Source organism: Paenibacillus jamilae (assembly GCF_050482105.1).
In the GTDB taxonomy this organism is placed as follows: domain Bacteria; phylum Bacillota; class Bacilli; order Paenibacillales; family Paenibacillaceae; genus Paenibacillus; species Paenibacillus jamilae_B.
Map to the genome: position 1 here is coordinate 497,564 of NZ_JBCNHI010000011.1, position 21,668 is coordinate 519,231.

Annotated in this window: 20 protein-coding genes; 14 read left to right on the top strand and 6 right to left on the bottom strand. The window is 44.7% G+C overall.

The genetic code is table 11. From position 1 onward, the window contains the following. The first annotated feature begins 126 nt into the window (after positions 1 to 126). The 6 genes from ABEW32_RS09510 (at position 127) to ABEW32_RS09535 (ending at position 5,483) form a co-directional block, all read left to right on the top strand. The gene (locus tag ABEW32_RS09510) at positions 127 to 750 is read left to right on the top strand and encodes a LysE family translocator (RefSeq protein WP_430186851.1); all 624 of its coding nucleotides are present in this window, start codon (positions 127 to 129) and stop codon (positions 748 to 750) included. Between the two features lie 283 nt (positions 751 to 1,033). Next, positions 1,034 to 1,792, top strand: coding sequence for a collagen-like protein (locus tag ABEW32_RS09515; RefSeq protein WP_430186853.1), 759 nt, complete (start codon positions 1,034 to 1,036; stop codon positions 1,790 to 1,792). 177 nt (positions 1,793 to 1,969) lie between these two features. Continuing rightward, a complete protein-coding gene (locus ABEW32_RS09520; RefSeq protein WP_430187050.1) occupies positions 1,970 to 2,050 on the top strand; it encodes a phage terminase small subunit-related protein in 81 nt (26 codons plus the stop codon). Positions 2,051 to 2,265: 215 nt separating this feature from the next. Continuing rightward, positions 2,266 to 2,889, top strand: coding sequence for a LysE family translocator (locus ABEW32_RS09525; RefSeq protein WP_430186855.1), 624 nt, complete (start codon positions 2,266 to 2,268; stop codon positions 2,887 to 2,889). Between the two features lie 285 nt (positions 2,890 to 3,174). Beyond that, entirely contained in the window at positions 3,175 to 4,056 is an 882-nt protein-coding gene (locus ABEW32_RS09530; RefSeq protein WP_430186857.1) for an AraC family transcriptional regulator, read from the top strand. A 101-nt stretch (positions 4,057 to 4,157) separates the two neighbouring features. After that, entirely contained in the window at positions 4,158 to 5,483 is a 1,326-nt protein-coding gene (locus ABEW32_RS09535) for a prolyl oligopeptidase family serine peptidase (RefSeq protein WP_430186859.1), read from the top strand. Between the two features lie 109 nt (positions 5,484 to 5,592). Here the strand turns inward: ABEW32_RS09535 and ABEW32_RS09540 are convergent, their stop codons facing one another. Both ABEW32_RS09540 and rpiA read right to left on the bottom strand, forming a co-directional pair. Next, a complete protein-coding gene (locus ABEW32_RS09540) occupies positions 5,593 to 6,561 on the bottom strand; it encodes a Gfo/Idh/MocA family protein (protein WP_430186861.1) in 969 nt (322 codons plus the stop codon). Positions 6,562 to 6,591: 30 nt separating this feature from the next. Further along, entirely contained in the window at positions 6,592 to 7,278 is a 687-nt protein-coding gene (gene rpiA / locus ABEW32_RS09545) for a ribose 5-phosphate isomerase A (RefSeq protein WP_430186863.1), read from the bottom strand. Between the two features lie 125 nt (positions 7,279 to 7,403). Here rpiA and ABEW32_RS09550 point away from each other — a divergent pair, with 125 nt between their 5' ends. Continuing rightward, the gene (locus ABEW32_RS09550; protein ID WP_430186865.1) at positions 7,404 to 8,378 is read left to right on the top strand and encodes a sugar-binding transcriptional regulator; all 975 of its coding nucleotides are present in this window, start codon (positions 7,404 to 7,406) and stop codon (positions 8,376 to 8,378) included. Between the two features lie 90 nt (positions 8,379 to 8,468). Here the strand turns inward: ABEW32_RS09550 and ABEW32_RS09555 are convergent, their stop codons facing one another. Continuing rightward, the gene (locus ABEW32_RS09555) at positions 8,469 to 9,257 is read right to left on the bottom strand and encodes a polysaccharide deacetylase family protein (protein ID WP_430186867.1); all 789 of its coding nucleotides are present in this window, start codon (positions 9,255 to 9,257) and stop codon (positions 8,469 to 8,471) included. Positions 9,258 to 9,562: 305 nt separating this feature from the next. Here ABEW32_RS09555 and ABEW32_RS09560 point away from each other — a divergent pair, with 305 nt between their 5' ends. Beyond that, positions 9,563 to 9,940 carry a hypothetical protein gene (locus tag ABEW32_RS09560; RefSeq protein WP_430186869.1) on the top strand — a complete coding sequence of 126 codons (378 nt, stop codon included), beginning with the start codon at positions 9,563 to 9,565 and terminating at the stop codon, positions 9,938 to 9,940. Between the two features lie 112 nt (positions 9,941 to 10,052). Here ABEW32_RS09560 and ABEW32_RS09565 read toward each other — a convergent pair whose 3' ends face one another. After that, positions 10,053 to 10,373, bottom strand: a complete 321-nt coding sequence (locus ABEW32_RS09565) for a hypothetical protein (protein WP_430186871.1) — start codon at positions 10,371 to 10,373, stop codon at positions 10,053 to 10,055. Positions 10,374 to 10,566: 193 nt separating this feature from the next. On the opposite strand from ABEW32_RS09565, the gene ABEW32_RS09570 reads away from it, so the two are divergent. The 6 genes from ABEW32_RS09570 to ABEW32_RS09595 all read left to right on the top strand — a co-directional run bounded on the left by ABEW32_RS09570 (position 10,567) and on the right by ABEW32_RS09595 (position 17,296). Further along, positions 10,567 to 11,532 carry a carbohydrate ABC transporter permease gene (locus ABEW32_RS09570; protein WP_430186873.1) on the top strand — a complete coding sequence of 322 codons (966 nt, stop codon included), beginning with the start codon at positions 10,567 to 10,569 and terminating at the stop codon, positions 11,530 to 11,532. Then, positions 11,529 to 12,350 carry a carbohydrate ABC transporter permease gene (locus tag ABEW32_RS09575; RefSeq protein ID WP_016821186.1) on the top strand — a complete coding sequence of 274 codons (822 nt, stop codon included), beginning with the start codon at positions 11,529 to 11,531 and terminating at the stop codon, positions 12,348 to 12,350. Before ABEW32_RS09570 ends, ABEW32_RS09575 begins: the two co-directional genes overlap by 4 nt. 123 nt (positions 12,351 to 12,473) lie before the next feature. Continuing rightward, the gene (locus ABEW32_RS09580) at positions 12,474 to 13,841 is read left to right on the top strand and encodes an ABC transporter substrate-binding protein (protein ID WP_430186875.1); all 1,368 of its coding nucleotides are present in this window, start codon (positions 12,474 to 12,476) and stop codon (positions 13,839 to 13,841) included. 256 nt (positions 13,842 to 14,097) lie between these two features. Then, positions 14,098 to 14,682, top strand: a complete 585-nt coding sequence (locus ABEW32_RS09585; protein ID WP_430186877.1) for a TetR/AcrR family transcriptional regulator — start codon at positions 14,098 to 14,100, stop codon at positions 14,680 to 14,682. Between the two features lie 24 nt (positions 14,683 to 14,706). After that, a complete protein-coding gene (locus tag ABEW32_RS09590; RefSeq protein ID WP_430186879.1) occupies positions 14,707 to 16,071 on the top strand; it encodes an HlyD family secretion protein in 1,365 nt (454 codons plus the stop codon). Between the two features lies 1 nt (position 16,072). Beyond that, entirely contained in the window at positions 16,073 to 17,296 is a 1,224-nt protein-coding gene (locus ABEW32_RS09595; protein ID WP_430186881.1) for an ABC transporter permease, read from the top strand. A 93-nt stretch (positions 17,297 to 17,389) separates the two neighbouring features. Here ABEW32_RS09595 and ABEW32_RS09600 read toward each other — a convergent pair whose 3' ends face one another. Both ABEW32_RS09600 and ABEW32_RS09605 read right to left on the bottom strand, forming a co-directional pair. Next, positions 17,390 to 19,984, bottom strand: coding sequence for a glycine betaine ABC transporter substrate-binding protein (locus ABEW32_RS09600; RefSeq protein WP_430186883.1), 2,595 nt, complete (start codon positions 19,982 to 19,984; stop codon positions 17,390 to 17,392). Next, on the bottom strand, positions 19,959 to 21,182 hold the full coding sequence (locus ABEW32_RS09605) for a quaternary amine ABC transporter ATP-binding protein (RefSeq protein ID WP_430186885.1): 1,224 nt from the start codon (positions 21,180 to 21,182) through the stop codon (positions 19,959 to 19,961). The genes ABEW32_RS09600 and ABEW32_RS09605 overlap by 26 nt, the downstream gene beginning before the upstream one ends. Positions 21,183 to 21,668 lie beyond the last annotated feature (486 nt).

Here is a 21,668-nt window from a genome sequence, read left to right on the forward strand (position 1 = left end):
AGTTTACATTCGTTCATTTGTTCTAATGGTTTCTATACATACTAGTTGTTTGGCAGTTTAACTTAATTGTCAGATCGCTTTATTGTGGTGTAGTATATATGCAAATTATCCAAAGGGGGAAGTTTTGTGGAGCTTCATACTATTTTAGCTTTTCTGGGAGCAGCCATTGTTCTCACCATTATGCCGGGTCCCGACAACGTGTTCACACTGACACAGAGCATAGCCAAGGGTAGGAATGCAGGGATATTTACTACTTTAGGCCTTTGCACAGGATTGTTGGTTCATATTTTTGCAGCAACCTTCGGTCTCGCAGCAATAATTTATCAATCTTCCTTGGCGTTTGCAGTAATCAAATACGCTGGAGCAGCTTATCTATTATTTTTGGCGTATAAGTCATTTAGAGCAAAAGATACGAATTTTGAACTTAAGAGTGGAGATACCTTAAATTACAAGTCGTTGTATAAAAAAGGTGTCATCATGAATCTGTTGAATCCAAAGATATCACTTTTTTTCTTGGCTTTTCTTCCTCAGTTCGTAAACCAGGAAAGCGGTAATGTTTCTGTTCAAATGCTAGTTCTTGGAGTGGTATTTTTAATGCAAACTTTAGTGCTTTTTATTTTGATAAGTATTTTTGCTGGAAAAGTAGGCTCCTTTCTACGGAGAAATCCATCCTTTTCTAAAAAAATCAATTATATTCAAGGCTCGTTATTTACACTCATCGGATTGAAAATCGCATTTACCCAAAAATAATAGAAGGTAACACTTTTTAATCCAACCATTAAGGACTAGCTATTGTGCTAGTCCTTTTTTTTGTTGGAAAAGCATACAATCCACGCCGTGAACAGGGTGGGCGGTCACCAGCGGTACAAGATCATGGCCAACGAGCTGGAGCATATGGACTGGCACCTATGCCTATCTTTTCTAGATGAAGTCAACAGCCCAATCTTTTTGGTGATTTGCACAATAAGCTAATTTGACTAGACTTTGGAGGTGACCATTAAATATGTTTCGACATTATTGTTGGCAAAAGAAAATGCATCGGAGAAAATTTAGAAGATGTACAGTTAAAAAATTCAAAGTTTTACCGAAGGTCATTGTTAAAGGAGTTCCAGGGCCTCAAGGACCTCAAGGACCTCAAGGACCTCAAGGGCCTCAAGGACCCCAAGGACCCCAAGGACTGCCAGGTCCGCAGGGAATTCCAGGTGCTCAAGGACTACAAGGGCTACAAGGAATCCCAGGCCCCGCAGGTCCAGTAGGACCAGCAGGACCAGCAGGGCCTGCAGGAGCAGTAGGACCGGCAGGAGCAGTAGGGCCAGCAGGAGCAGTAGGACCGGCAGGAGCAGTAGGGCCAGCAGGAGCAACGGGGCCAGCAGGGCCTGCAGGTGTCGGGATATCAGACTTCTTAAGTGTTTTCAGAGCAGATCCTGGTACGGGGACTGATACAGTTCCGGGTAACACACCAATTACCCTTACTGGGGTTTTAGCGAATGTTGGCGGTGCATTTACTTTTACTCCTCCTTCTCCAACGATAACAATCAACGAGACGGGTAGCTACTTTATCTCATTTTCTATTCACAATCAAGGTAACGCAGACTTCAATCTCACTGTTAACGGGACTCCTATAACACCGTTACCTTTCTCAGGTAATGGTGGGGGACCTATCGCAGCGGAGGTTATTATAACCGTTACAACAGTTCCAACTACAATACAACTGGTAAATGCCAATGCAACTCCTGCTCAGTTGCACAATAATATTAATACAACTATGACAATATTAAAGTTGACGCCTTAATATTGTTACTTAGTAGTAACTTATTCAGTAAAAGTTTTGAGGTTTATGTCTTTTATCCGGTCAGTTTGTCTAATTATTCAGAGACCTGAGATATGAAGTGGTGAAATGTAGAATGCCTAGAGAGAGGAGCCCTGAACGGGCAAAGCCAGACAGACGTAGTTGGAGAGCAGCGGGGCGATGCGACTTAAGGACATCGCCGCTGCTCTTTCTGTTCCTGAAAGTCGGGTTCGAAAATGGAAGTCTACGGATTGCTGGTAGGATGCTTTAATTATTTTTCGCTTTCAAAAAAACACATGAGGGTGAACTGTAAAATGTCCACGACCTTGCAGCTATTGACTAAAAAATTTTGAGCCGGATACATTTCAACAGTGATCGAGTTGCACATTAGCTTCAAAAGGATGAATGTTAGGTATTGAAATATAGCCGATAACGCGTTAGTATAGTGTATCCGAAATTTCATCTGGAGGCGCATGATGAACGATATATTGGCATTTACGATCCTGCTCATCTTTATTGTTATGTCACCTGGGATTGATTTTGCTTTAATAACGAAAAGAACTCTCACTGATGGCAAGAAGGATGGGTTGAAAATTGCATTAGGTTTAACTAGCGGAGCTCTCGTACATACCTTGGCAGCCGCTTTGGGGCTTTCTTTAATATTAATGAAGTCGGCTGTAGCATTTGAAGTAGTCAAATATGCAGGGGCAGTTTACTTGATATATATGGGATTGTCTTCCTTTATAAAAAAAGGGAAAAGTCATTTGGTTCAAGAGAAACAAGGGAAGTCTAGAAAATCAGCATTCACACAAGGACTAGTCTCCAATGCACTCAATCCGAAGGTTGCTATTTTTTTTCTCACGTTCCTACCGCAATTTGTTATACCAGGCTATAATCCCAGTTTGCAATTTTTACTGATGGGTTCTCTTTACGCTCTACTTTCGATTTTATGGTTTACTACAATCGTATTGTTGTTAGGTTATGTAAGAAGATGGTTAATGTCACCCAAAGTCCAAAATATCATTGATAAGGCCACGGGACTCGTACTGATTGGATTTGGTTTAAATATGATCTTCAAAGTTCAAAAAACAGGATCATAAATAAAGGAACGGGCTATAGGAGCTCGTTTCTTTTTTTGTTGGGAAAGTAGAGCAGCAACAGATGCGGTTGAGTCATTGGAATGAAAGCGTTGACATAAATTTCAGCCCTCTATATACTTAGCTTAATTAACTGAAAATAAATAGCATTAGGATTGTTACTGTTACGCAGGCAAAACCTAAGGAACAAAATGTTAAGATCTAGGGATCTTATGTATTTTGTTATCTTAGGTTTTTTTGTTTGTGGAGAGAGAGGGATTGTGTTCACATCTGAGAGGAGCGACAGACTTGGAATGCACTTATGAGCTGGTTCAGGCAGATCATCATTTTCCATTAAAAATTATAATTCATTCTTCCAATGAAGCAGCATATATACCTCGACATTGGCATGACAGCATCGAAATATCCTATGTACTTTCAGGAAAAATAGACAATATCTATATAGATGGCATGAATTATAGCTCCAAGAAAGGAGATATTGTGCTCATTAATTCGAATACTATTCATTCCTTTTCTGTGGCTAAGGGCAAAGGGAGAGAGGCTATAACCGTTCTGATCCCGTCTGGATTTATTCGCGGAAATATGAAGGACAGTAACTCCGTTTCATTTGATTGTATATCTATTTTCGAAAGCAACGAGCAGAGATTACAGCATTTTAAGGAGCTGCGTGCTCTGTTAGACACATTATTTGCAGCTTACCTCAACCAGCACAAAGACCCTTTAGTACATATCCATTTAACGTCGCTATCTTATAAACTGGTGTACCTTTTATTAATGCATTTTAAAATTGACAACGAATTGATCCCTGGCTTTAACACCAATAAATATTTGGAGCGGCTGACGTTGATCACCGATTATATCCAAGAGAATTACGATCAGAGCCTGTCTCTGGATTCCATAGCTCAGGTTTTTGGATTGTCTCCCGAATATTTGTCCCGTTTTTTTGTAAAGCATGTAGGTATGACGCTCTTTCAATATATCAACGCTATTCGACTGGAGAAATCTTTCCGTGTCCTTATGAATACGGATCAGTCTATTATACAAATTGCGCTGGAACACGGATTTCCGAACGAGAAGTCTTTTGCCAGGGTATTTAAAAAGGTTTATCAAGTGACACCTCATCAATATCGAAAAAAGCATAAGAGCCATTCTGAAGCTAGGAGTCAGTAATTGACCTGAATTAGGCTAATAAAAGGCGGGCTGCCAATAGAAAAATCGTTAAAATTAGATAATGTAAGCGTTTTATTAATGGATCTAGGAGGTAAGACATCATGTTCACACCGTTTAAAAAGGTTGCTAAAACAACTATGTTATTCACTTTAGCTGTCAGTACAACTCTTGCTTTCAGCTCTGGTGCATGGGCCAAGGATGCCAAGGTACAGCCCACTTCATACCGTACGGTTGCGGAGGTTAAGGATTGGGGAGCAACCATTACGAAGATCATTGTTAACCTAGGTAAGCCGGTATCCAAAGATGCGATAACAAACGATACATTTAAGGTACATGTGGAAAGAAGCGACAATAGGTTGGTAAATTCCTTTATTGAGAAAGGCAACAGGAAGGTCACCAAGGCCTATGTATCGGACAAAAGCGGCAACCCTGTAAAGAAAACCGGAAGCTACGTTGTGCTGGAAATGGAAATCGGTCCGTCCTTAACATTGGGTTCCGCTATTCATTATGATGCAGGTTCCGGGTTTAACGGATGGAATGATAACAAATATACGATCACGCAGCAAAAGGCTATTAAAACCCAATCAGGAACAATTTCCGGATTGAAGATTGATACTTCCTCAGGTGAAATCCGGAAGCTTGTTGATCAGTTTACAACTGGCAAAGCTACATTTGATGGGGTTACTTTAACTTACGCCGACTATACACCAGCAAAAGACAAAGTGAAGAACCCTTTGGTGATCTGGCTGCATGGTATGGGAGAGGGAGGTACAGATCCGACGATTCCAATTTCGGGAAATAAGGCAGCGAATTTTGCTTCTAAGGATATTCAATCTTATTTTGGCGGGGCTTATGTGCTGGCACCTCAGACCCCAACCTACTGGATGGATGGTTTTACAGGCTTTGGAGACGGAACCTCAAAGTACGAGCAAGCATTGATGTCCTTAATTAAGGAATACGTGGCCCAAAACAAGGACATTGATACAGACCGAATCTATATTGGCGGAGACTCCAACGGTGGATACATGACTATGCTGCTGATCCGTGATTATAAAGACTATTTTGCAGCAGCTGTGGTAGCGTGTGAAGCTCTGAAGGATAGCCTTATCACCGATGAACAAATCAATGAAATGAAGGACCTGCCGATCTGGTTTGTGGCTGCTAAAACCGACACCGTAGTTCCACCCAACGATTACGTGATTCCGACCTATAACCGTTTGGTGAATGCGGGAGCAAAGGATGTCCATATGTCGTTGTTTGATAATGTAGTGGATACTTCTGGTTTGTACAAAAAGAGCGACAAAACACCGTATGAATATAATGGCCACTGGTCCTGGATTTACGTGTATAACAATGAAGTATCAAAGCTAATTAACGGGAAGGACACAACAATGATGCAATGGCTGGCCTCCAAAACATTGAACTGAAAGGGCAGGTACAGCTTTGGGATGCTGTCGGGGGGATAAGAACATGAGATTCTTGTACAGACCGAATATACAAGAATCTCATCCCTAGATTACGCAGTGGATAATCCTGTTATTCAAAACTGTATTTAATTCCCCATTGCTCTCGTATCTGGCTCATGATGTCCATAACGTCAAGAGAGAGCGCTAGGGTATTCCGGTTACTCCTGCCAGCCATACGGCTCTCTATCTCTTCAATCTCATATTGCAGTGCTTTAGCACTGTCTCCTATTTCAATCAGTTCTACAGTTCCGTCCAAATATTGAATAGTAGCGCTGGAGGCCCGAGGGAAGTTATCCACGGTGATATAGCCTAATTCCCCAGCCACAATGCCCCGCTTGGGCATTTTAGATCTCATCGCCAGAGAGATGACGGCCATTTCCTCTGCATTGTTGTTCAGAATTATACCAGATTGTTCATCGACACCCGTCTCAAAACGTTTGACAGTCGAAAGAATTTCTTGCGGTTGTTCCGAAAGAAAATAACGGGCAAATGATAGGGCATATGTTCCAATATCCAGCAGTGCTCCTCCGGCTAGATCCTTACTGAAAAAACGATTATTCACATCGTACTCTTTATGACTGCCGAAAGAGACCTGAATCATTTTCAAACGGCCGATGACCCCGTCGTCCAGAAGCTGCCGTAGCTTTATATAAAGTGGCATGTGGTAGATTGTCATCGCTTCAGCCACTACCAATTGCTTTTCTTCGGCAAGACGAGCAACCTCGCGTAACTGTGCGCTGTTTATCGTGATGGACTTTTCGCAGAGGACATGCTTTCCCATCGAAAGGCTATCTATCATGTATTGGTAATGGTGGCTGTGCGGTGTGGCGATGTAGACTGCATCCAGCTCACGGTCCTCCAGCATTTCGCTGTGACCGCCGTAAGCCTTCATGGCGCCGTGTCGGCTGGCAAATTCTTCAGCTTTCTCTAGTGTCCGTGAGGATACTGCATACAGTGTTCCACCAAGCTCATTTAGGGCGGCTGCGAATTCCGCAGCGATCGATCCTGGTCCGATAATCCCCCACTTCAAATGATCCATGGTTAAGCCCCCGTTCTTATTTTAGTGTGTCTATTTATTGGACATAAATCGGACTCCATGCTCGCTCGCAACGAGCACTCCTGTCACTTCCTCCGTGAACAATGATGTCTCGATTACTCCGCTAATCTTTTTTAGGCTACTCTGAATTGTCTCGATATCTAGCCTTTCCCGAAAAAATACATCCATTAACAAATGCCCGTAATCGCTAACAGTATATCCATCTTTAGTTGGACTGCTACGGACAATTCCGTTGCCGCCCAGATTGGTAACTGATCTTTGGACATAAGAGAGCGCATCCTCAAAAATCTCAAGCACGACAGGATGACGAAAGGTCAGTTCCTTTACCACCTTGCTCTCATCAACCAGTAATATGTAGTGCTCCGCCATCGTTGCGACCAGTTTCTCCCTGGTATGAATGCCGCCACCGCTCTTCAACGCCCGTAGCTGCTCATCGACCTCATCGCAGCCGTCAAAAGCAACAGAAACCTGCTCCACAGACCATAACGGAAGCAGCGGAAGACCATGCTGAATACAAAGGGCGGCTGTAGCATCGGAAGGGGTTACTACTTTAACACGCCGATCGGATTCTTTAATCTGCCTGATTAAATAGGAGATAGTGCTTCCACCTCCCAGTCCAATGACTGTATCATCTCGGATATAAGTTAGAGCTTCTTTGGCACATTTGTTTTTTATCGTATCCGTGCTCAAAGTAATCATCTCCCCGTATTATTTGATCCTCTGCACATTTGTGCGTTATAATAAAATATGTGCAAAATGATCGCCTACAGTATATCGACGGTTATTTTATCTGTCAAATGCAATATGCGCAAAGGGAGGTCGAGATGATGAATTTGCAGGAAGAACGAAAACTTTTAGTTAAGGTTGCCCAAATGTATTATGAACAGGACATGACGCAGAGCGAAATTTCTAAAGTGTTGGGCATTTACCGGACGACAATCAGCCGGATGTTGAAGCGGGTACGAGAAGAAGGGATTGTGAGTGTTACAATTAATTATGGTGCTGCCGGTCAGCTTCCGCTGGAGCAGAAGCTATGCGAATGCTTTGGACTTCAAGAAGCTATTGTTGTTATGACCGATCCAGCTCAGCCAAGCCATCTAAAGCGTAAAGCCATAGGCCGGGCTTGCTCGGACTGGTTGCAGCATAAGGTCCAATCAAAGGATGTTATCGGTTTTTCTTGGGGTAGCAGTCTAGCAAGTGTAGTGGATGAATTTTCAATGGATAGCCGTCCCTTTGTAACGTTCATACCCATGGTCGGGGGGCCATCGGGAAAACTAGAGAGCCGCTATCATGTGAACACGATTTGTTATCAAGCAGCGCTTAAGTGGAACGCCCGTTCATTAATGATTGATGCACCAGCGATTACAGAGCAGAGGGAGACCAGAGAGCAATTGATAAAGTCCCCTTACTTCAAGACAATCTCTGACAATTGGGATAAGTTGGATATTGCGTTGTTTGGCATTGGCTCAGCCAAATTACAGGGGCGCGAGAAGTGGAGAGGTTTTTATGGCGATGCATTTATTACAGAATTGGAAGATGGGCGGGCAGCCGGAGATATTTGCTCGCGTTTCTTTGACGAAAGCGGTGCTGCGATCAAAACAAGTTTAGAGGATAGGACTCTCACCATTTCGCTGGAGCAAATCAAAAAGGCGAAGCTGTCTGTCGGTATAGCAGAATCGTTAGAAAAGGTACCAGGAATCCTGGGTGCATTGAATGGGGGATACATGAATGTGCTCGTTACAACGGAAGAAACAGCATTAAAACTGCTGGAGCAAGCTTGTGAAAACAAATCCCCATGACATGATGTGTACGATTAGTTACGTGACACATGATAACATGGGGCTTATCTCTGATTCATTCTCTTAGCTCACGAGTACAACATTGCTCTTTTACTTATTCACCTCAATCAGCCCATCCGGCTTTTCTCGATTAGAGAGTAGTTCAGATACAGTGACGAAGGAGTAACCTCTTTGTTTGAGCTCAGGAAGAATAATCTTCAGGGCCTCGACGGTTTGTGTACTTTGATGTACATAATCGTGCATGAGGACAATGTCGCCGTTACGGGCGTTGCGGAGCACCTTATTAGCGATACGGTGTATACCGGGTTTGCGCCAGTCTTGGGTGTCCTGATGCCAGGACCATAAGATGATTTTCAGTCCCTTTTCCTTGGATAGCTTGACGAGTGAATCGGTATAGGAGCCGCCCGGTGGTCTGAAAAGATGGGTACCCGCACCAGTTGCCCGAACGATGCTCGCCTGACCTTGATCCAATTCGGACAGAGCTTTGCTGCGGGAGATATATTGAAAGGATGAATGAAGGAAGGTATGGTTGCCAACTTCATGGCCCTCCTCTCGTTCCCGTTTTACAAGGTGTGGTAGCTTTTCTACACGGCTGCCGACGACAAAAAAGGTCGCTTTCGCGTCATATTTCTTAAGCAAATCGAGAATAGCAGGCGTATTGCTTTCGTCCGGTCCGTCATCGAATGTGAGAGCGATAAGTTTACGATGGGTCGGAACTTCCCATACAATGTCGCCCCGTTCTTCGTAATAGGCTCTTCCCTTTGTAGGAGCAGGGGAGGCGTAGGATGTATCTTGTGCATTCATATATGGAATGGGGCAAGAACTGATACATAGCAAAGAAACAGCGATTCCAGCACTTAGCAAACGGTTATATTTCATCTGGCTTCTTCTCCTTACATATTCTCACATTAGCTTGCCAAGAAGAAGCGTACACCATTCCTCATTTTTGTAATTTATCATTTCCAATCACCCTATAAGCCGTCTAAATATTATCTATTATACTTTCAACATGGTATGAATGGTTGAGTTGTGAGCAATAAAATTCCTAGCTTGCTTGTTGATAACATCCTGTACCCATGTTAAGTTGTACATATCTTTGAGGTCGACAGGACAAGCTGCAAAAGTTAATTTGAGATCATGGAACTGCGGCTCGTCCCTCAACCATGAACAGGAGATGAGACAGGATGAAAACAGATGAAAACGAGCTGCGAGCCATTAATCTGACGTTAGAAGCTGGCGAACACATCCGATCCTGTATTAGGTGTACGTATCATTTGCAACAAAACTCCGAGAGGATACCGCTTCATGGAATGCTGGCAGTAACGTCCCAACGAATCATCTTTTATTCCTGTACTATGGGTACTCCGTGGGTCAAGTTCATTAATTATCACCATCTTTCGCTGGCTAAGCTGGAAAAGGATTTATCGGATACTAAGGGGAACATCCTCCTGATCAATCAGGGTATAAATGAGATTTTTTACTACCTGCCGAATGGAGAACATATAGAGCGTTTTGTAGCTGTACTAGAGCAGGAAGCAGGCATCTCCTGTGTGGACTCATAATTATGGAACACAAATTAATAAAACCTCCAACTTCGTAATGTGCCAAGGGTAGGCATCTTACGGATTTGGAGGTTTTTTGTCTTTTAGTTAGACAGATTGCACGGATCAAGCGCTAGCTTAACAGGACTATAACCAACAAATTAAATAGCACCAGCGGCAGAATGACATTGTTGTAGGCATAGGAACGATCTGGGGTCGGGGCTCCTAAGGAGGATGAGTGGTACTGCTGAGGCACTCTCAAATACAAATGATCCGCATCCATATGCGCAATCGTCCCTTCATACACCTGATGATCCATTGTTTGTACCCTAACCGTGTGATTCATGTAGGGGCTCAATTGATAATGCATTTGATCGCGGACCTTTTTAATCCCTTGTTGAAATTCCGGTCTAGCTTGATATAAAGTTTGCGGGCTGACGGTGTTGTAGGGCATTCGCCTCTGACCTCCATACTCATAGAATGGTATATCGTATGCAGGAGCCTGTGCCCTTGTGCAGGTACCCAAGCAGGACAGGTTTTACAAAGAGTCGAAATATTAACATTTTACTCCAGTCCACTTGATGTTCCCTTTACATCAAAACGATACACTTACTGAGGTTGGTTTGAAAAGAAAGGGGCGTTCCGTTTTGGGTGAACTTAACAAATCTTTGGGACTGGGGACGGGGAGCCAGCAACGAACATCGTCTAAAGCTCGCATACGCACGGGTTCGCTAAAAATTCAAAGACTGCGCGAAAACGCTCTGGCGTATACCTTTTTGGCTCCATCGCTTATTTTGTTTGCTGTATTTATGTTCTATCCGATGATTAAATCCGTTTATCTCAGCTTGCACTCTACAGACCCCGCGGGAAACGTTGCAAATTATGTGGGGTTAGATAACTTTGCTATGCTGTTCAGCTCAGGTCAGTTTCTACAGGGGATTAAGGTCACGCTGCTTTTTGCACTATTGACGGTACCTGTGGGTATTTTTCTGGCACTGGTACTCGCGGCGCTTACACACAGTAAATTACGTGGCATGCGAATCTTCCAGTTTGCCTTCTCGCTACCGATGGTGTTATCGGTGGGTTCATCTGCGGTCATTTGGAAATTTCTGTTCCATCCCACCCTGGGGATGTTCAACTATGTGCTTTCCCTATTACATATCAATCCAGTTCCGTGGTTGACCAGCCCGGACTGGGCGCTGTTCTCCGTAGCCATAATGACTATGTGGATGAATCTTGGCTTCAATTACATTATCTTATCGAGCGGACTTCAAGGGATTCCAGATGACATGTACGAAAGTGCCAAAATGGACGGAGCCGGACCGCTGGTCACGTTCTGGCGAATTTCTATGCCGCTACTATCACCAACGATCTTTTTTGTCACAGTAGTTTCGATTATTGGTGCCTTCCAGTCTTTTGCTCAAATTAATATTTTGACCAAGGGCGGCCCGGTGAACAGTACGAATGTATTCGTATATTCCATTTATCAGGAAGCTTTCGTTAATTTCCGGTTCGGAACAGGGAGTGCGCAGGCTATTGTCTTGTTTGTCGTCATTTTGCTGCTTACGATGATTCAGTTTAAATGGGTGGAAAGAAAGGTGCATTATCAATGAAACAACACCTGAATTCAACATTACTGTATGTGCTGCTTACGATTGCAGCCGCTCTGATTTTGTATCCGGTGATTTATACATTTTTTATGGCGGTCATGTCACCGGAGGAAGCGAGCGCTTATCCACCAAGCTTTTTCCCTCATTCCTTTCATATGGCCAATTTTAGTGAAGTGTTTGAAATCGTTCCGATTGCAGCTTTTATCGGCAACACCTTTCTCATTTCGGGCCTGACAATGATCGGGCAACTGATTACAGCCAGCCTGGCGGCGTATGCCTTTGCCAAAATGGAATTCAAGGGGAAAAACTTCATTTTTAGCATGTTTGTCGCGACGATGATGATCCCTTGGGAAGTTACGATTATTCCTAACTATCTGACGGTACGCAGCTGGAACTGGCTTGATACATATCAAGGGTTGACGGTTCCTTTTCTGGCGACGGCATTCGGAACATTCCTGTTAAGACAATTTTTCCTCCAGCTTCCCAAGGAATTGTTCGAGGCTGCGCGTATGGATGGATGCGGACATATCCGATATTTCCTATTCCATGTGCTTCCGTTATCGCGCCCTGCGCTTGGAACACTGGCTGTGTATTCGTTCCTGAATATGTACAATTCATATCTCTGGCCTTTACTGGTCACGAATAGCGAGAATATGCGCACCGTACAGATCGGCATATCCATGCTTGAGTTTCAGGAATCGACTTCATGGAATCTGGTGTTTGCGGGTACAGCACTTGTCATTTTACCGTCTCTGCTCCTGCTGATCTTTGGACTCAAACAGCTGGTGCGTGGAATGGCAGCGGGTGCGCTTAAAGGCTAATCACTAATCATAGATGCAAAAGACAGCAACACCTGCGCAAGCAGCCTATATACAAAGCTTTACAACACAAGCGTACGAGCATTCATTCAAGAATCATTTAATCAAAGGGAGAGAAGAGAGATTATGAGATTTTTTCGTTTGAAAAGTGCTTTGACCCTGCTTATTCTGACTGCTATGGTGGTTGCAGCAGGTTGTAGCAACAATACAGCGGCGGAGAAGCCGAGTAATGGTACCGATAAAGGGGCTACAGCGGCTTCACCTGTAAAGCTGACTTGGTGGCATTCAATGTCCGGCAACGGTGAAAAAGCGATCAAGCAGATTGCCGCTGACTTTAACGCTAGTCATAAGGACATTCAGGTAGAGCCAGTATATCAAGGCAAGTATGATGACAGCTTGAATAAGCTGAAAGCGTCACTGGGTTCTAATAGCGGACCGGACATCATTCAAGTATACGAAATTGGCAGTAAATTCATGATCGATTCCAAAATGATCACACCTGTACAACAATTTATTGATGCAGATAAATTCGATTTGTCGCAGCTTGAGCCAAATATTACACGATACTACACGATTGATGGCAAATTGAACGCCATGCCGTTCAATACGTCAAATCCGATTTTATATTACAACAAGGATGCTTTCAAAGCCGCAGGACTTGACCCAGCTAATCCTCCAAAAACATATGATGAATTCGAAAAAGCCGCCAAAGCCTTGAGCAAGGATGGTAAATCCGGTGCATCCATTGCCATCTACGGCTGGTTTATGGAGCAACTGTTTGCCAATCAGAACGCGGACTATGTGAATAATGGCAACGGACGCGAGCAAGCAGCTACGGAATCCTTGCTGAATTCGGATGCTGGTGTAAAAACGCTGACATGGTGGAAGAAAATGATCGATGAAAAGGTCGTATCTAATCTGGGACGTAACTCGGACGACACAGCGAAAGCCTTTTCCGCAGGACAAATTGCGATGACGCTGGATTCCACCGCTTCGCTACGTAATATTGTGGAGCAGGTTGGCGATAAATTCGAAGTGGGCACAGGATTCCTGCCAAGAGCCAATGAAGCAAAAGAAGGTGGCGTGGTTGTAGGCGGCGCGAGCTTATACATCATGAACAACAAGCCTGAAGCTCAGCAAAAGGCAGCATGGGAGTTCATTAAATTCGTCGCTTCCCCAGCAGTGCAGGCACAATGGAGTGTGAATACCGGGTACTTCCCGATCACGAAAGCAGCTTATGACGAGAAGGTACTCAAAGATAACATGGTAAAATATCCACAATTCCAGACAGCCGTTGACCAATTGCATGCAGCGGCACAATCCACTGCTACACAAGGCGCAGTAATGGGCGTATTCCCAGAAGCGCGTCAAATCGTCGAAGGTGCGATCGAGGCTGTTCTGAGCGGCCAGCAGCAGCCAAAACAGGCCCTGGATCAAGCAGCACAAGAAATTACAGGCAAAATTGCGCAATACAATCAAACGGTGAAGAAATAGTCGGCCTTCCCTTAAAATCGGCTAATCATTTATAGGATTTGCCCCCTTATTAGCCGATTTTATAAAATAACGGATCGAATGAGTGACCCCCTCACTTATTCGATCCGTTTTTGCATTTCCATTTTAGAATAGTCGTTTAGACGAAGCGTCTAAAATAGTCATTTTTACACATTTCCTATTGCTGGATAACTGAAAATGGGCTTATAATAAATACATAATTTTTGTACTGGACGGTCAGTTCAAAAAAGGAGGAAGCATGAAACAACAAACGAAGGAAATTATTTTTAACGGCGCACTCAAGGCTTTTTCCGAACGGGGCTTTAATGATACAAATATGGAGGAAATTGCCAAGGTTTGTGGCATAGCCAAAGGAACCCTGTACTACAATTTTAAAAACAAGCAAGAATTGTACATTTACATTCTGAAGATGGGAATGGAGCGTTTTGTCCAGGATATCCAAGAAGCGATGGCTCAAATTCCTATGGATCAGGTAGAAGTGAGGGTCCGCAAGCTGATCCAAGTACATATTGAGTTCATTGGGAGAGAGCCGGATTTTTGCCGTCTACTGGTCAGTAAGGGCTGGGTCTCGCAGGAACAGCATTTTAATATTAGGCAGGTGCTGGCAGACTATTTTGATTTTATGGAGGCAGAGATTGATTCCGGCAAGTTCTATGGAAAAATTTCGAGTAAGCTGGATGCAAAAACGACTGCAAATTGTTTATTCGGCATTTACATTTTTACTCCGATGCGGTCGATGGTATGGGGCGAAACGATGAATCTGCAGGAAGTTCGCGAAAGTACCGAAGTATTTGTATGTAACGCGCTGGGTATGCAACATTAAATAGATAAGTGGAGTGATGAGAACATGAAAGCCAAAAAATATGCGATTTACATCGTACTTATTATTTTAATCGCTGTAGGAATCTATGCTTTGACTGCTTTCCCACGAGGAAGCAGCAGCTTATCCGCAGATGAGTCCTCTTCTATACCTACGGCTTATGTAGAATCAGATACGCTCAATGCCAGCTTTAAGATGGCGGGACGTATTGATCAGATGCTGGTGAATGAGGGCGACAAGGTAAAAAAAGGACAGGTGATCGCCCATCTGGAAAGCCGTGAGCTGGAAGATAAGGTGAAGCAAGCACAGGCTGCATTACTGGCAGCCAAGAGCAATGTGTCCAAAGCGAAAGCCAGCGTGTTGCAGGCTCAAGCAGGCGTAGGCCAGGCACAGGCTACCGTGAGTGCCGCTCAGGCCAAGAAGAGCCAGGGTACGACAGCGGTCAGTGTGACGGCTGAGGCTTCCTCCAGCCAGATTGAGCAGGCCCAAGCGGCTGCGAACGCCGCCAAAGCGAAACTGGATGCCCTCAAGAGCGGGGCAAGACCGCAGGAGCTTGAACAATTGCAAGCTTCTGTGAAGGTAGCCAAGGAAACGCTGGACCTGACCGTTAAAAATCTGGAGCGTGCCAAAAAGCTTCAAGAAGCCGGTGCAGCAACTCAGGCATCGTTGGACCAAGCGACATTGGAACATCAACAGGCAGTGGCCAAGTATAATGCAGAGTCACAAAAACTGGATATGGCACGGGAGGGAAGCCGTAAGGAGGAAATTACGGCTGCAGAAGCTCAATACCGTCAAGCCCTGGCTGCAGTGAAGGAAGCACAGGCAGGAGCGGGCAAAGTGGCTGTGCAACAGGAAGATGTCAAAGCTGCTCAGGCTTCAGTAGAACAAGCACAGTCCGCTGTGAAGGCGGCGCAATCGACGGTAGAACAGGCACAATCTGCGGTTGAAGGTGCCAATGCACAGGTAGCCCAAGCGGAAGCTGCACTTCAGGAAGCTCAGACCTATTTGGGCTATACTACACTGCGTGCGCCCGAGGATGGGATCGTAAAATCCAAGTCGCTTAGCTTGGGTGAGATGGCAAGCGCAGGGTTCCCGGTCTATACTATTGAAACATCCACACAGCGTTGGGCTAAATTCTACGTGCCGGAAACATCTCTGAACGGTCTGCAAGCAGGGGATACAGTTCAAATTAAATTACTGTCAGGTGGTAAGGAGCTGAAGGGTAAAGTCATTTTGTTAGAATCCGCTGCGGACTTTGCCATTCAAAAACCGAGCCAAAGCTCCGGTGATAAGGATGTCCGTTCCTTTGGTGTGAAGGTAGCATTGCCGGATCTTGCGGCTTCCGTTCCAACAGGCTCCACGGTCCTGTTTACAGGCAAAGGGGCGCAGTAATATGCAGGGTTCACAGGAAAGACTTCGTATCCGCGATGTATTTCGCGAGGAATGGCTGAGTATCTTCCGGGACCGCCGTTTTATGGCTATTCTACTGATTACGCCAATTGTCTATACGATACTGTTCGGCTTCCTGTATTCGCATCAGCGGATTACCGAGATGCCTGTTACGGTGTATGACGGAGATAATTCGCAGCTTAGTCGCCAAATTATTCAGGCGTTTGATGCGACTGATTCATTTGCCGTTACACGTCAAGTGACCAATCAGGATGACGTAGTCCGCCAGGTGGAGACTGGGGAAGCCAAGGTCGGGATTGTCATTCCCGACAACTTTACCACCCGGCTTAAGCATGGAGAAAATCCACCTGTGCTTACGCTAATTGACGGCAGTAATATGATGTATTCCAATAGTGCCAGTCGGATTGCCAATCAGGTCATTAGTAGCGTGAGCGCCGGAGTATCGCTCAATTCCATGAAGCAAAAGGGAATGAACGCCGATCAGGCTGCTTCGACACTGACCACCATTCCGTTCCGATCGAGAGTGCTATTTAACCCGGTCTATGACTATAAGCTATTCATGCCGTTGGGGGTTATTTCTGCGGCTCTCCAGCAGTGTTTGCTGCTAGGTATTGCGTTGTCCTGCACGCGTGATAAGGAAGCAGGGACTTGGGGAAGATTTGGCGAATGGAAAAATACCCCTTGGCGCTTGGCTATTGCCAAGCTGGCACCCTATTATGCGGCGGGAGCCTTCAATGTGCTGACCGTATTCAGTATTAGCGCTCTATGCTTTGATATTCCGTTTAGGGGACAGGTATTGCCATTGATTTTGGTGTCGCTGGCCTTTAACTTTGCCTTGTGCGGATTAGGGTTCCTGTTCAGTCTCTTTTCCAAGACCAGAGTGGATGCAACACAAACTCTGATGCTCATTGCTGTTCCTTCCTTTATGCTGTCAGGCTATACGTGGCCATTGGAAGCCATGCCTGGTTTCTTGCGAGGGCTTGCTGAAATATTACCGCTGACGTATTATCTGGACGCTGTACGGAACATTACGCTCAAAGGACTGGACATCACATATATCTTTAAGGATATGATTGCTCTAGGTGTCATTGGTTGTGTGAGTCTGCTGGTGGCCTTCGTAATCTATCCGTTATTCTTCAGACAGTATCAAACGACAGCGCAGCATGCCGATGTGCCCGCTCAAGAAGGGTTCACAATCAAAGGCTGAGAGCAATTTTAAATTTGGATATCAAAAAGGCAGATCGGGAGTAGTCCTGATCTGCCTTCTACTTATTAGTATCAATTAAAATTGGAAGAAGTATTATTGCGTTTTAAGATCCTCAATTGAATCAATCGGCACATAGGATGGAACGACAAGTCCAGACATAACGCCAGTCATGCTGGTTCCGATGTCATCTACCTTATCCTTGTACTGAGCCCAATAATCAGCATGCGTTAATGGAAGCCAAGCGGCTGCGGTAGCATCTACACTTCCGCCAGCCACGCCTGTCCACATTGGGCCGATTTCCACTTGCAGCGCTGTTACTTTATAGCCCAATTTTTGTTCCAATACATATTTCAATACGTTCGTGCTGGCAATTTCCGAATCCCAAGCAGCGTAGCTCAGCTTCAGGGGATCGCCGTTGACAGGCTGCAAGCCCTTGGTCCATTCCTGTACCTTATCAGGATGCTTATCGGCCCAGTTCTTGGCAGCCTGCTGTGGAGGAGTACCATCTTGTATTGCGATCATTACTTCACCCATGTCTTCAGCAGTCCACTTAAAGCGGCTTAGAAATTCATAAGCCACAGGAGCGTCCTGCTTCAAGCCTTTGCGGGCAATGGTATGAATTTCTTCTTTATCACCATATGCCTTTTTAGGGTCTTTTAAGTATTTCAAATCATACTTGTTAAACATCCAGTGAGGAGTCCAACCAGTTACAACGATAGGCTGCTTGGCTTTGATAGCTTTATCCAAGGTAGCGGTCATAGCAGCTCCGGAGCTTTCAAGCAGCTTCCAGTCGGATAATCCATAGTCACTGATAGCTTTAGCAGTTAGCTTCATCAGTCCGGCGCCAGGGTCGGTACCGACAATGCGGTAGCCGACCTCCTTGCCGAACTCACCAGTAGCAGCGGAAGCGGGAGCCGAAGCGGCTCCGTTATCCTGCAAATCAGTAATTGATTTAACATTCATGTAAGCTGGAACGACCAACCCGGTTTTCACTCCAGTCATATTTGCACCCAGGTCGTCGAGTTTATCTTTGTATTTAGCCCAGTAATCCGCATGCGTTAACGGCAGCCATGCAGCTGGTGAGGCATCTACATCACCACTAGCGACACCCGTCCACATAGGACCTGCTTCCACTTGCAGTGCGGTTACCTTGTAACCCAGTTTGTTTTCCATAATATATTTCAGCAAATTCGTACTTGCAATTTCCGAATCCCAAGCTACATAGCTTAGCTTAAAGGTGTCACCATTGACAGGTTGCAGACCTTGAGTCCATTCCTGAACCTTGTCGGCATGTTTCTCTGCCCAATCCTTGGCAGCTTGCTCAGGACTGGTTCCGGCTTGGATGGCAACCATCATTTCACCCATATCTTCCGAAGTCCATTTGAAACGTTTGAGAAACTCATAAGCGGTTGGAGCATCCTGCTGCAATCCTTTGCGGGCAATGGTATGAATACCCTCAGCTTCACCATAAGACTTTTTAGGATCTTCCAAATATTTGAGATCATACTTGTTGAACATCCAGTGAGGAGTCCAGCCTGTAACAATGATCGGTTTTTTTGCTTTGATGGCTTTTTCCAGTGTAGCCGTCATGGCTGCACCGGAACCTTCGACTAGCTTCCAATCAGACAAATTGTAGTCTTGAATTGCTTTAGCCGTCGACTTCATAATGCCTGCTCCGGCATCAATGCCGATAATTTTATAATCAACCTCTGCGCCAACCGTATTGCCAGCTGCACTACCTTTACCAGAAGCGGAATGATCCGTTCCAACAAAATATTGAGATGCGCCAGCGATCAAAATGACTGCTGTAACTGCTGAGGTGATCCAAACTTTTTGTTTGCTGGATACACGACTTTTGCTTCTTTTCGTCGGTCTGAACAGATTTTGTGTAAAGCGGTCAAGTACAATAGCCAGAACGACCACAGCCAAGCCGGCTTCAAAACCTTTACCAATTTGCAGCTGAGTCACAGCACGATATACAACTGCACCGATGCCTTCCGCACCGATCATGGAAGCAATTACAACCATGGACAATGACAGCATAATTGTCTGATTAATACCAGCCATTAAGGTAGGCAAAGCCAGTGGAAGCTGTACTTTAAACAGCTTTTGCGCCGATGTAGAACCAAAAGCATCAGAGGCTTCAACCAGTTCCTCCGATACTTGCATAATCCCCAAGTTAGTCATGCGAATCGTTGGGGGGATCGCAAAGATTACAGAGGCGATAACACCTGGTACAACACCCAAGCTGAAAAAGGTAACCGCTGGGAGCAAGTACACGAACGCAGGCATCGTCTGCATAAAATCAAGTAAAGGCGTGATAATGCGTGATGCTGATTTACTGTATGCACACCAGATTCCGATTGGAATACCGATAACAATGGATACAAGCGCAGACGTGATAACCAGTCCGAGCGTATTCATCGTTTCACTCCAATAGCCGAGATTATCAATCAGCAGGAAGCCGATGACAGTAAACAGTGTAAGCTGCACCCGCCCGACCATAAAGGCGATAATTCCGATGATCACGATGAACACCAGAGGGTGCGGAAGCATGAACAAGCCAGAGAAGAAACCTACTACGGCTTCAATAACGGAAGAAATAACATTAAACAATCCAGCCAGATGAATACCCATCCAGTCTACAATGGATTGAATCCACTCAGCGATTGGCAGCTTCGGTATCATGGGCATTCACCTCCTTTGTAGTAGGTACATCTCCACTTAGTGCACCCAGTAATGCTCCACGGACGATAACGCCCAGCAACTTCTGCTTGTCATCGACGACAGCCAGCGGTACCTTGGACGAGCTTGTAATTTCAAACAAATCGTTAATAACAGTTTCGGCAGTCACCTGCGGTCCATCCGTGATCAAAATATCTTCAATTTTCAAATTGTTGCGCAGTGCATGAACAGCATCCTCGGCATTAATAACACCCAGTAGCTTTTTGGTGCGGTCAATGACGAATAGATTGGAAATTCCACGCTCCCGCATCAATTCCAGAGCTACACGCGGACCGCGGTCCATAGTGATAGTTTCTGGACGAAGCATCACATGAGCAGCCGTCAATACCTTGGACAGATCCACATCCTCGACGAAGCGGGCTACATAAGAGTTAGCTGGTTGGATCATAATTTCTTCCGGCGTACCAATTTGTACGACCACTCCGTCCCGCATCAATGCAATCCGGTCACCAATCCGCAGCGCTTCATCCAGATCATGGGTAATAAAGACAATCGTTTTCTTCATTTTATCTTGAAGCTCCAGCAGCTCATCTTGCATATCACGGCGAATGAGAGGGTCCAATGCGCTGAATGCCTCATCCATCAGGAGAACTTCAGGATCATTCGCTAGTGCTCGTGCCAGGCCGACACGCTGCTGCATACCGCCACTCAGCTCATCGGGCATTTTATCGCCCCAGTTTTTAAGACCAACCAGTTCCAGCGCTGTTTGTGCCTTTTCCTGACGCTGTGCTTTATCTACCTTTTGAATTTCAAGGCCATATTCTACATTTTCCAATACAGTCCGATGTGGGAACAAGGCGAACTTTTGAAAAACCATGCTGATGGTTTTACGACGAACTTCGCGGAGTTGTTCTTTGTTCATCTTACGGAGATCTTTGCCGTGGACCAGAATTTCACCGGAGGTAGGCTCAATCAAGCGATTTAGCATTCGCACCAAAGTGGACTTGCCGCTACCCGATAACCCCATTATTACGAAAATTTCACCTTGCTTAATTTCCATGTTGGCCCTATTAACACCAACAGTAATCTGTTTTTCTTTGGCCAGCTTTTCCTTGCCCCAGCCTTGCTCCAGGAGCGGAACACCTTGCTCTGCGTGAGGACCAAAGAGTTTGCTGACATTTTTGACTTCCAAAATCGTCATACATACACCTCTTCTTTCTATACTTTGCTTGGTATTAACCCCATGTTGCATGATGGATTGAGTATAAAAATCATAATTCTGTACATCCTGAACGGTTAATGACAAAATTAATTGTAACAGAAGCATTACTTACATTTCAAACAAAAAAACTGTTCGTAAAGTACGTACAGAAAAAACTGTACAAACTTTGCTTCGATATGCTCCTTCGTTCTTTAGAATGCTCAAACATTCGGAACTTTACAACCGATAGTGCTTTTTTTAAAATAGACAATGAAATATGACCATAAGAAAAAGATTTATGTATATCCATAATTTTAAAAGTTTACTATCATTAGCAATTTTGCGAATTATGATTTTGAACGATCATGCTGTTGTAATATAGACAGAAGCTTTGCTTTTGAAACATTTCATTGATTATTGAAAGATTTCATATATTGCGCCAAAGCTAATCCTTTACGGGTAAGTCGTTCATACTAGGTTGTGCAA

What these genes read in the sequence shown, in the direction of transcription:
- ABEW32_RS09560 (WP_430186869.1), top strand. Translation starts at nt 9,563, where the DNA reads ATGAAAACAGATGAAAACGAGCTGCGAGCCATTAATCTGACGTTAGAA.
- ABEW32_RS09595 (WP_430186881.1), top strand. Translation starts at nt 16,073, where the DNA reads ATGCAGGGTTCACAGGAAAGACTTCGTATCCGCGATGTATTTCGCGAG.
- ABEW32_RS09555 (WP_430186867.1), bottom strand. Translation starts at nt 9,257, where the DNA reads ATGAAATATAACCGTTTGCTAAGTGCTGGAATCGCTGTTTCTTTGCTA.
- ABEW32_RS09605 (WP_430186885.1), bottom strand. Translation starts at nt 21,182, where the DNA reads ATGACGATTTTGGAAGTCAAAAATGTCAGCAAACTCTTTGGTCCTCAC.
- ABEW32_RS09535 (WP_430186859.1), top strand. Translation starts at nt 4,158, where the DNA reads ATGTTCACACCGTTTAAAAAGGTTGCTAAAACAACTATGTTATTCACT.
- ABEW32_RS09520 (WP_430187050.1), top strand. Translation starts at nt 1,970, where the DNA reads ATGCGACTTAAGGACATCGCCGCTGCTCTTTCTGTTCCTGAAAGTCGG.
- ABEW32_RS09590 (WP_430186879.1), top strand. Translation starts at nt 14,707, where the DNA reads ATGAAAGCCAAAAAATATGCGATTTACATCGTACTTATTATTTTAATC.
- rpiA (WP_430186863.1), bottom strand. Translation starts at nt 7,278, where the DNA reads ATGATTACTTTGAGCACGGATACGATAAAAAACAAATGTGCCAAAGAA.
- ABEW32_RS09585 (WP_430186877.1), top strand. Translation starts at nt 14,098, where the DNA reads ATGAAACAACAAACGAAGGAAATTATTTTTAACGGCGCACTCAAGGCT.
- ABEW32_RS09600 (WP_430186883.1), bottom strand. Translation starts at nt 19,984, where the DNA reads ATGATACCGAAGCTGCCAATCGCTGAGTGGATTCAATCCATTGTAGAC.
- ABEW32_RS09515 (WP_430186853.1), top strand. Translation starts at nt 1,034, where the DNA reads ATGCATCGGAGAAAATTTAGAAGATGTACAGTTAAAAAATTCAAAGTT.
- ABEW32_RS09575 (WP_016821186.1), top strand. Translation starts at nt 11,529, where the DNA reads ATGAAACAACACCTGAATTCAACATTACTGTATGTGCTGCTTACGATT.
- ABEW32_RS09580 (WP_430186875.1), top strand. Translation starts at nt 12,474, where the DNA reads ATGAGATTTTTTCGTTTGAAAAGTGCTTTGACCCTGCTTATTCTGACT.
- ABEW32_RS09540 (WP_430186861.1), bottom strand. Translation starts at nt 6,561, where the DNA reads ATGGATCATTTGAAGTGGGGGATTATCGGACCAGGATCGATCGCTGCG.
- ABEW32_RS09525 (WP_430186855.1), top strand. Translation starts at nt 2,266, where the DNA reads ATGAACGATATATTGGCATTTACGATCCTGCTCATCTTTATTGTTATG.
- ABEW32_RS09565 (WP_430186871.1), bottom strand. Translation starts at nt 10,373, where the DNA reads ATGCCCTACAACACCGTCAGCCCGCAAACTTTATATCAAGCTAGACCG.
- ABEW32_RS09550 (WP_430186865.1), top strand. Translation starts at nt 7,404, where the DNA reads ATGATGAATTTGCAGGAAGAACGAAAACTTTTAGTTAAGGTTGCCCAA.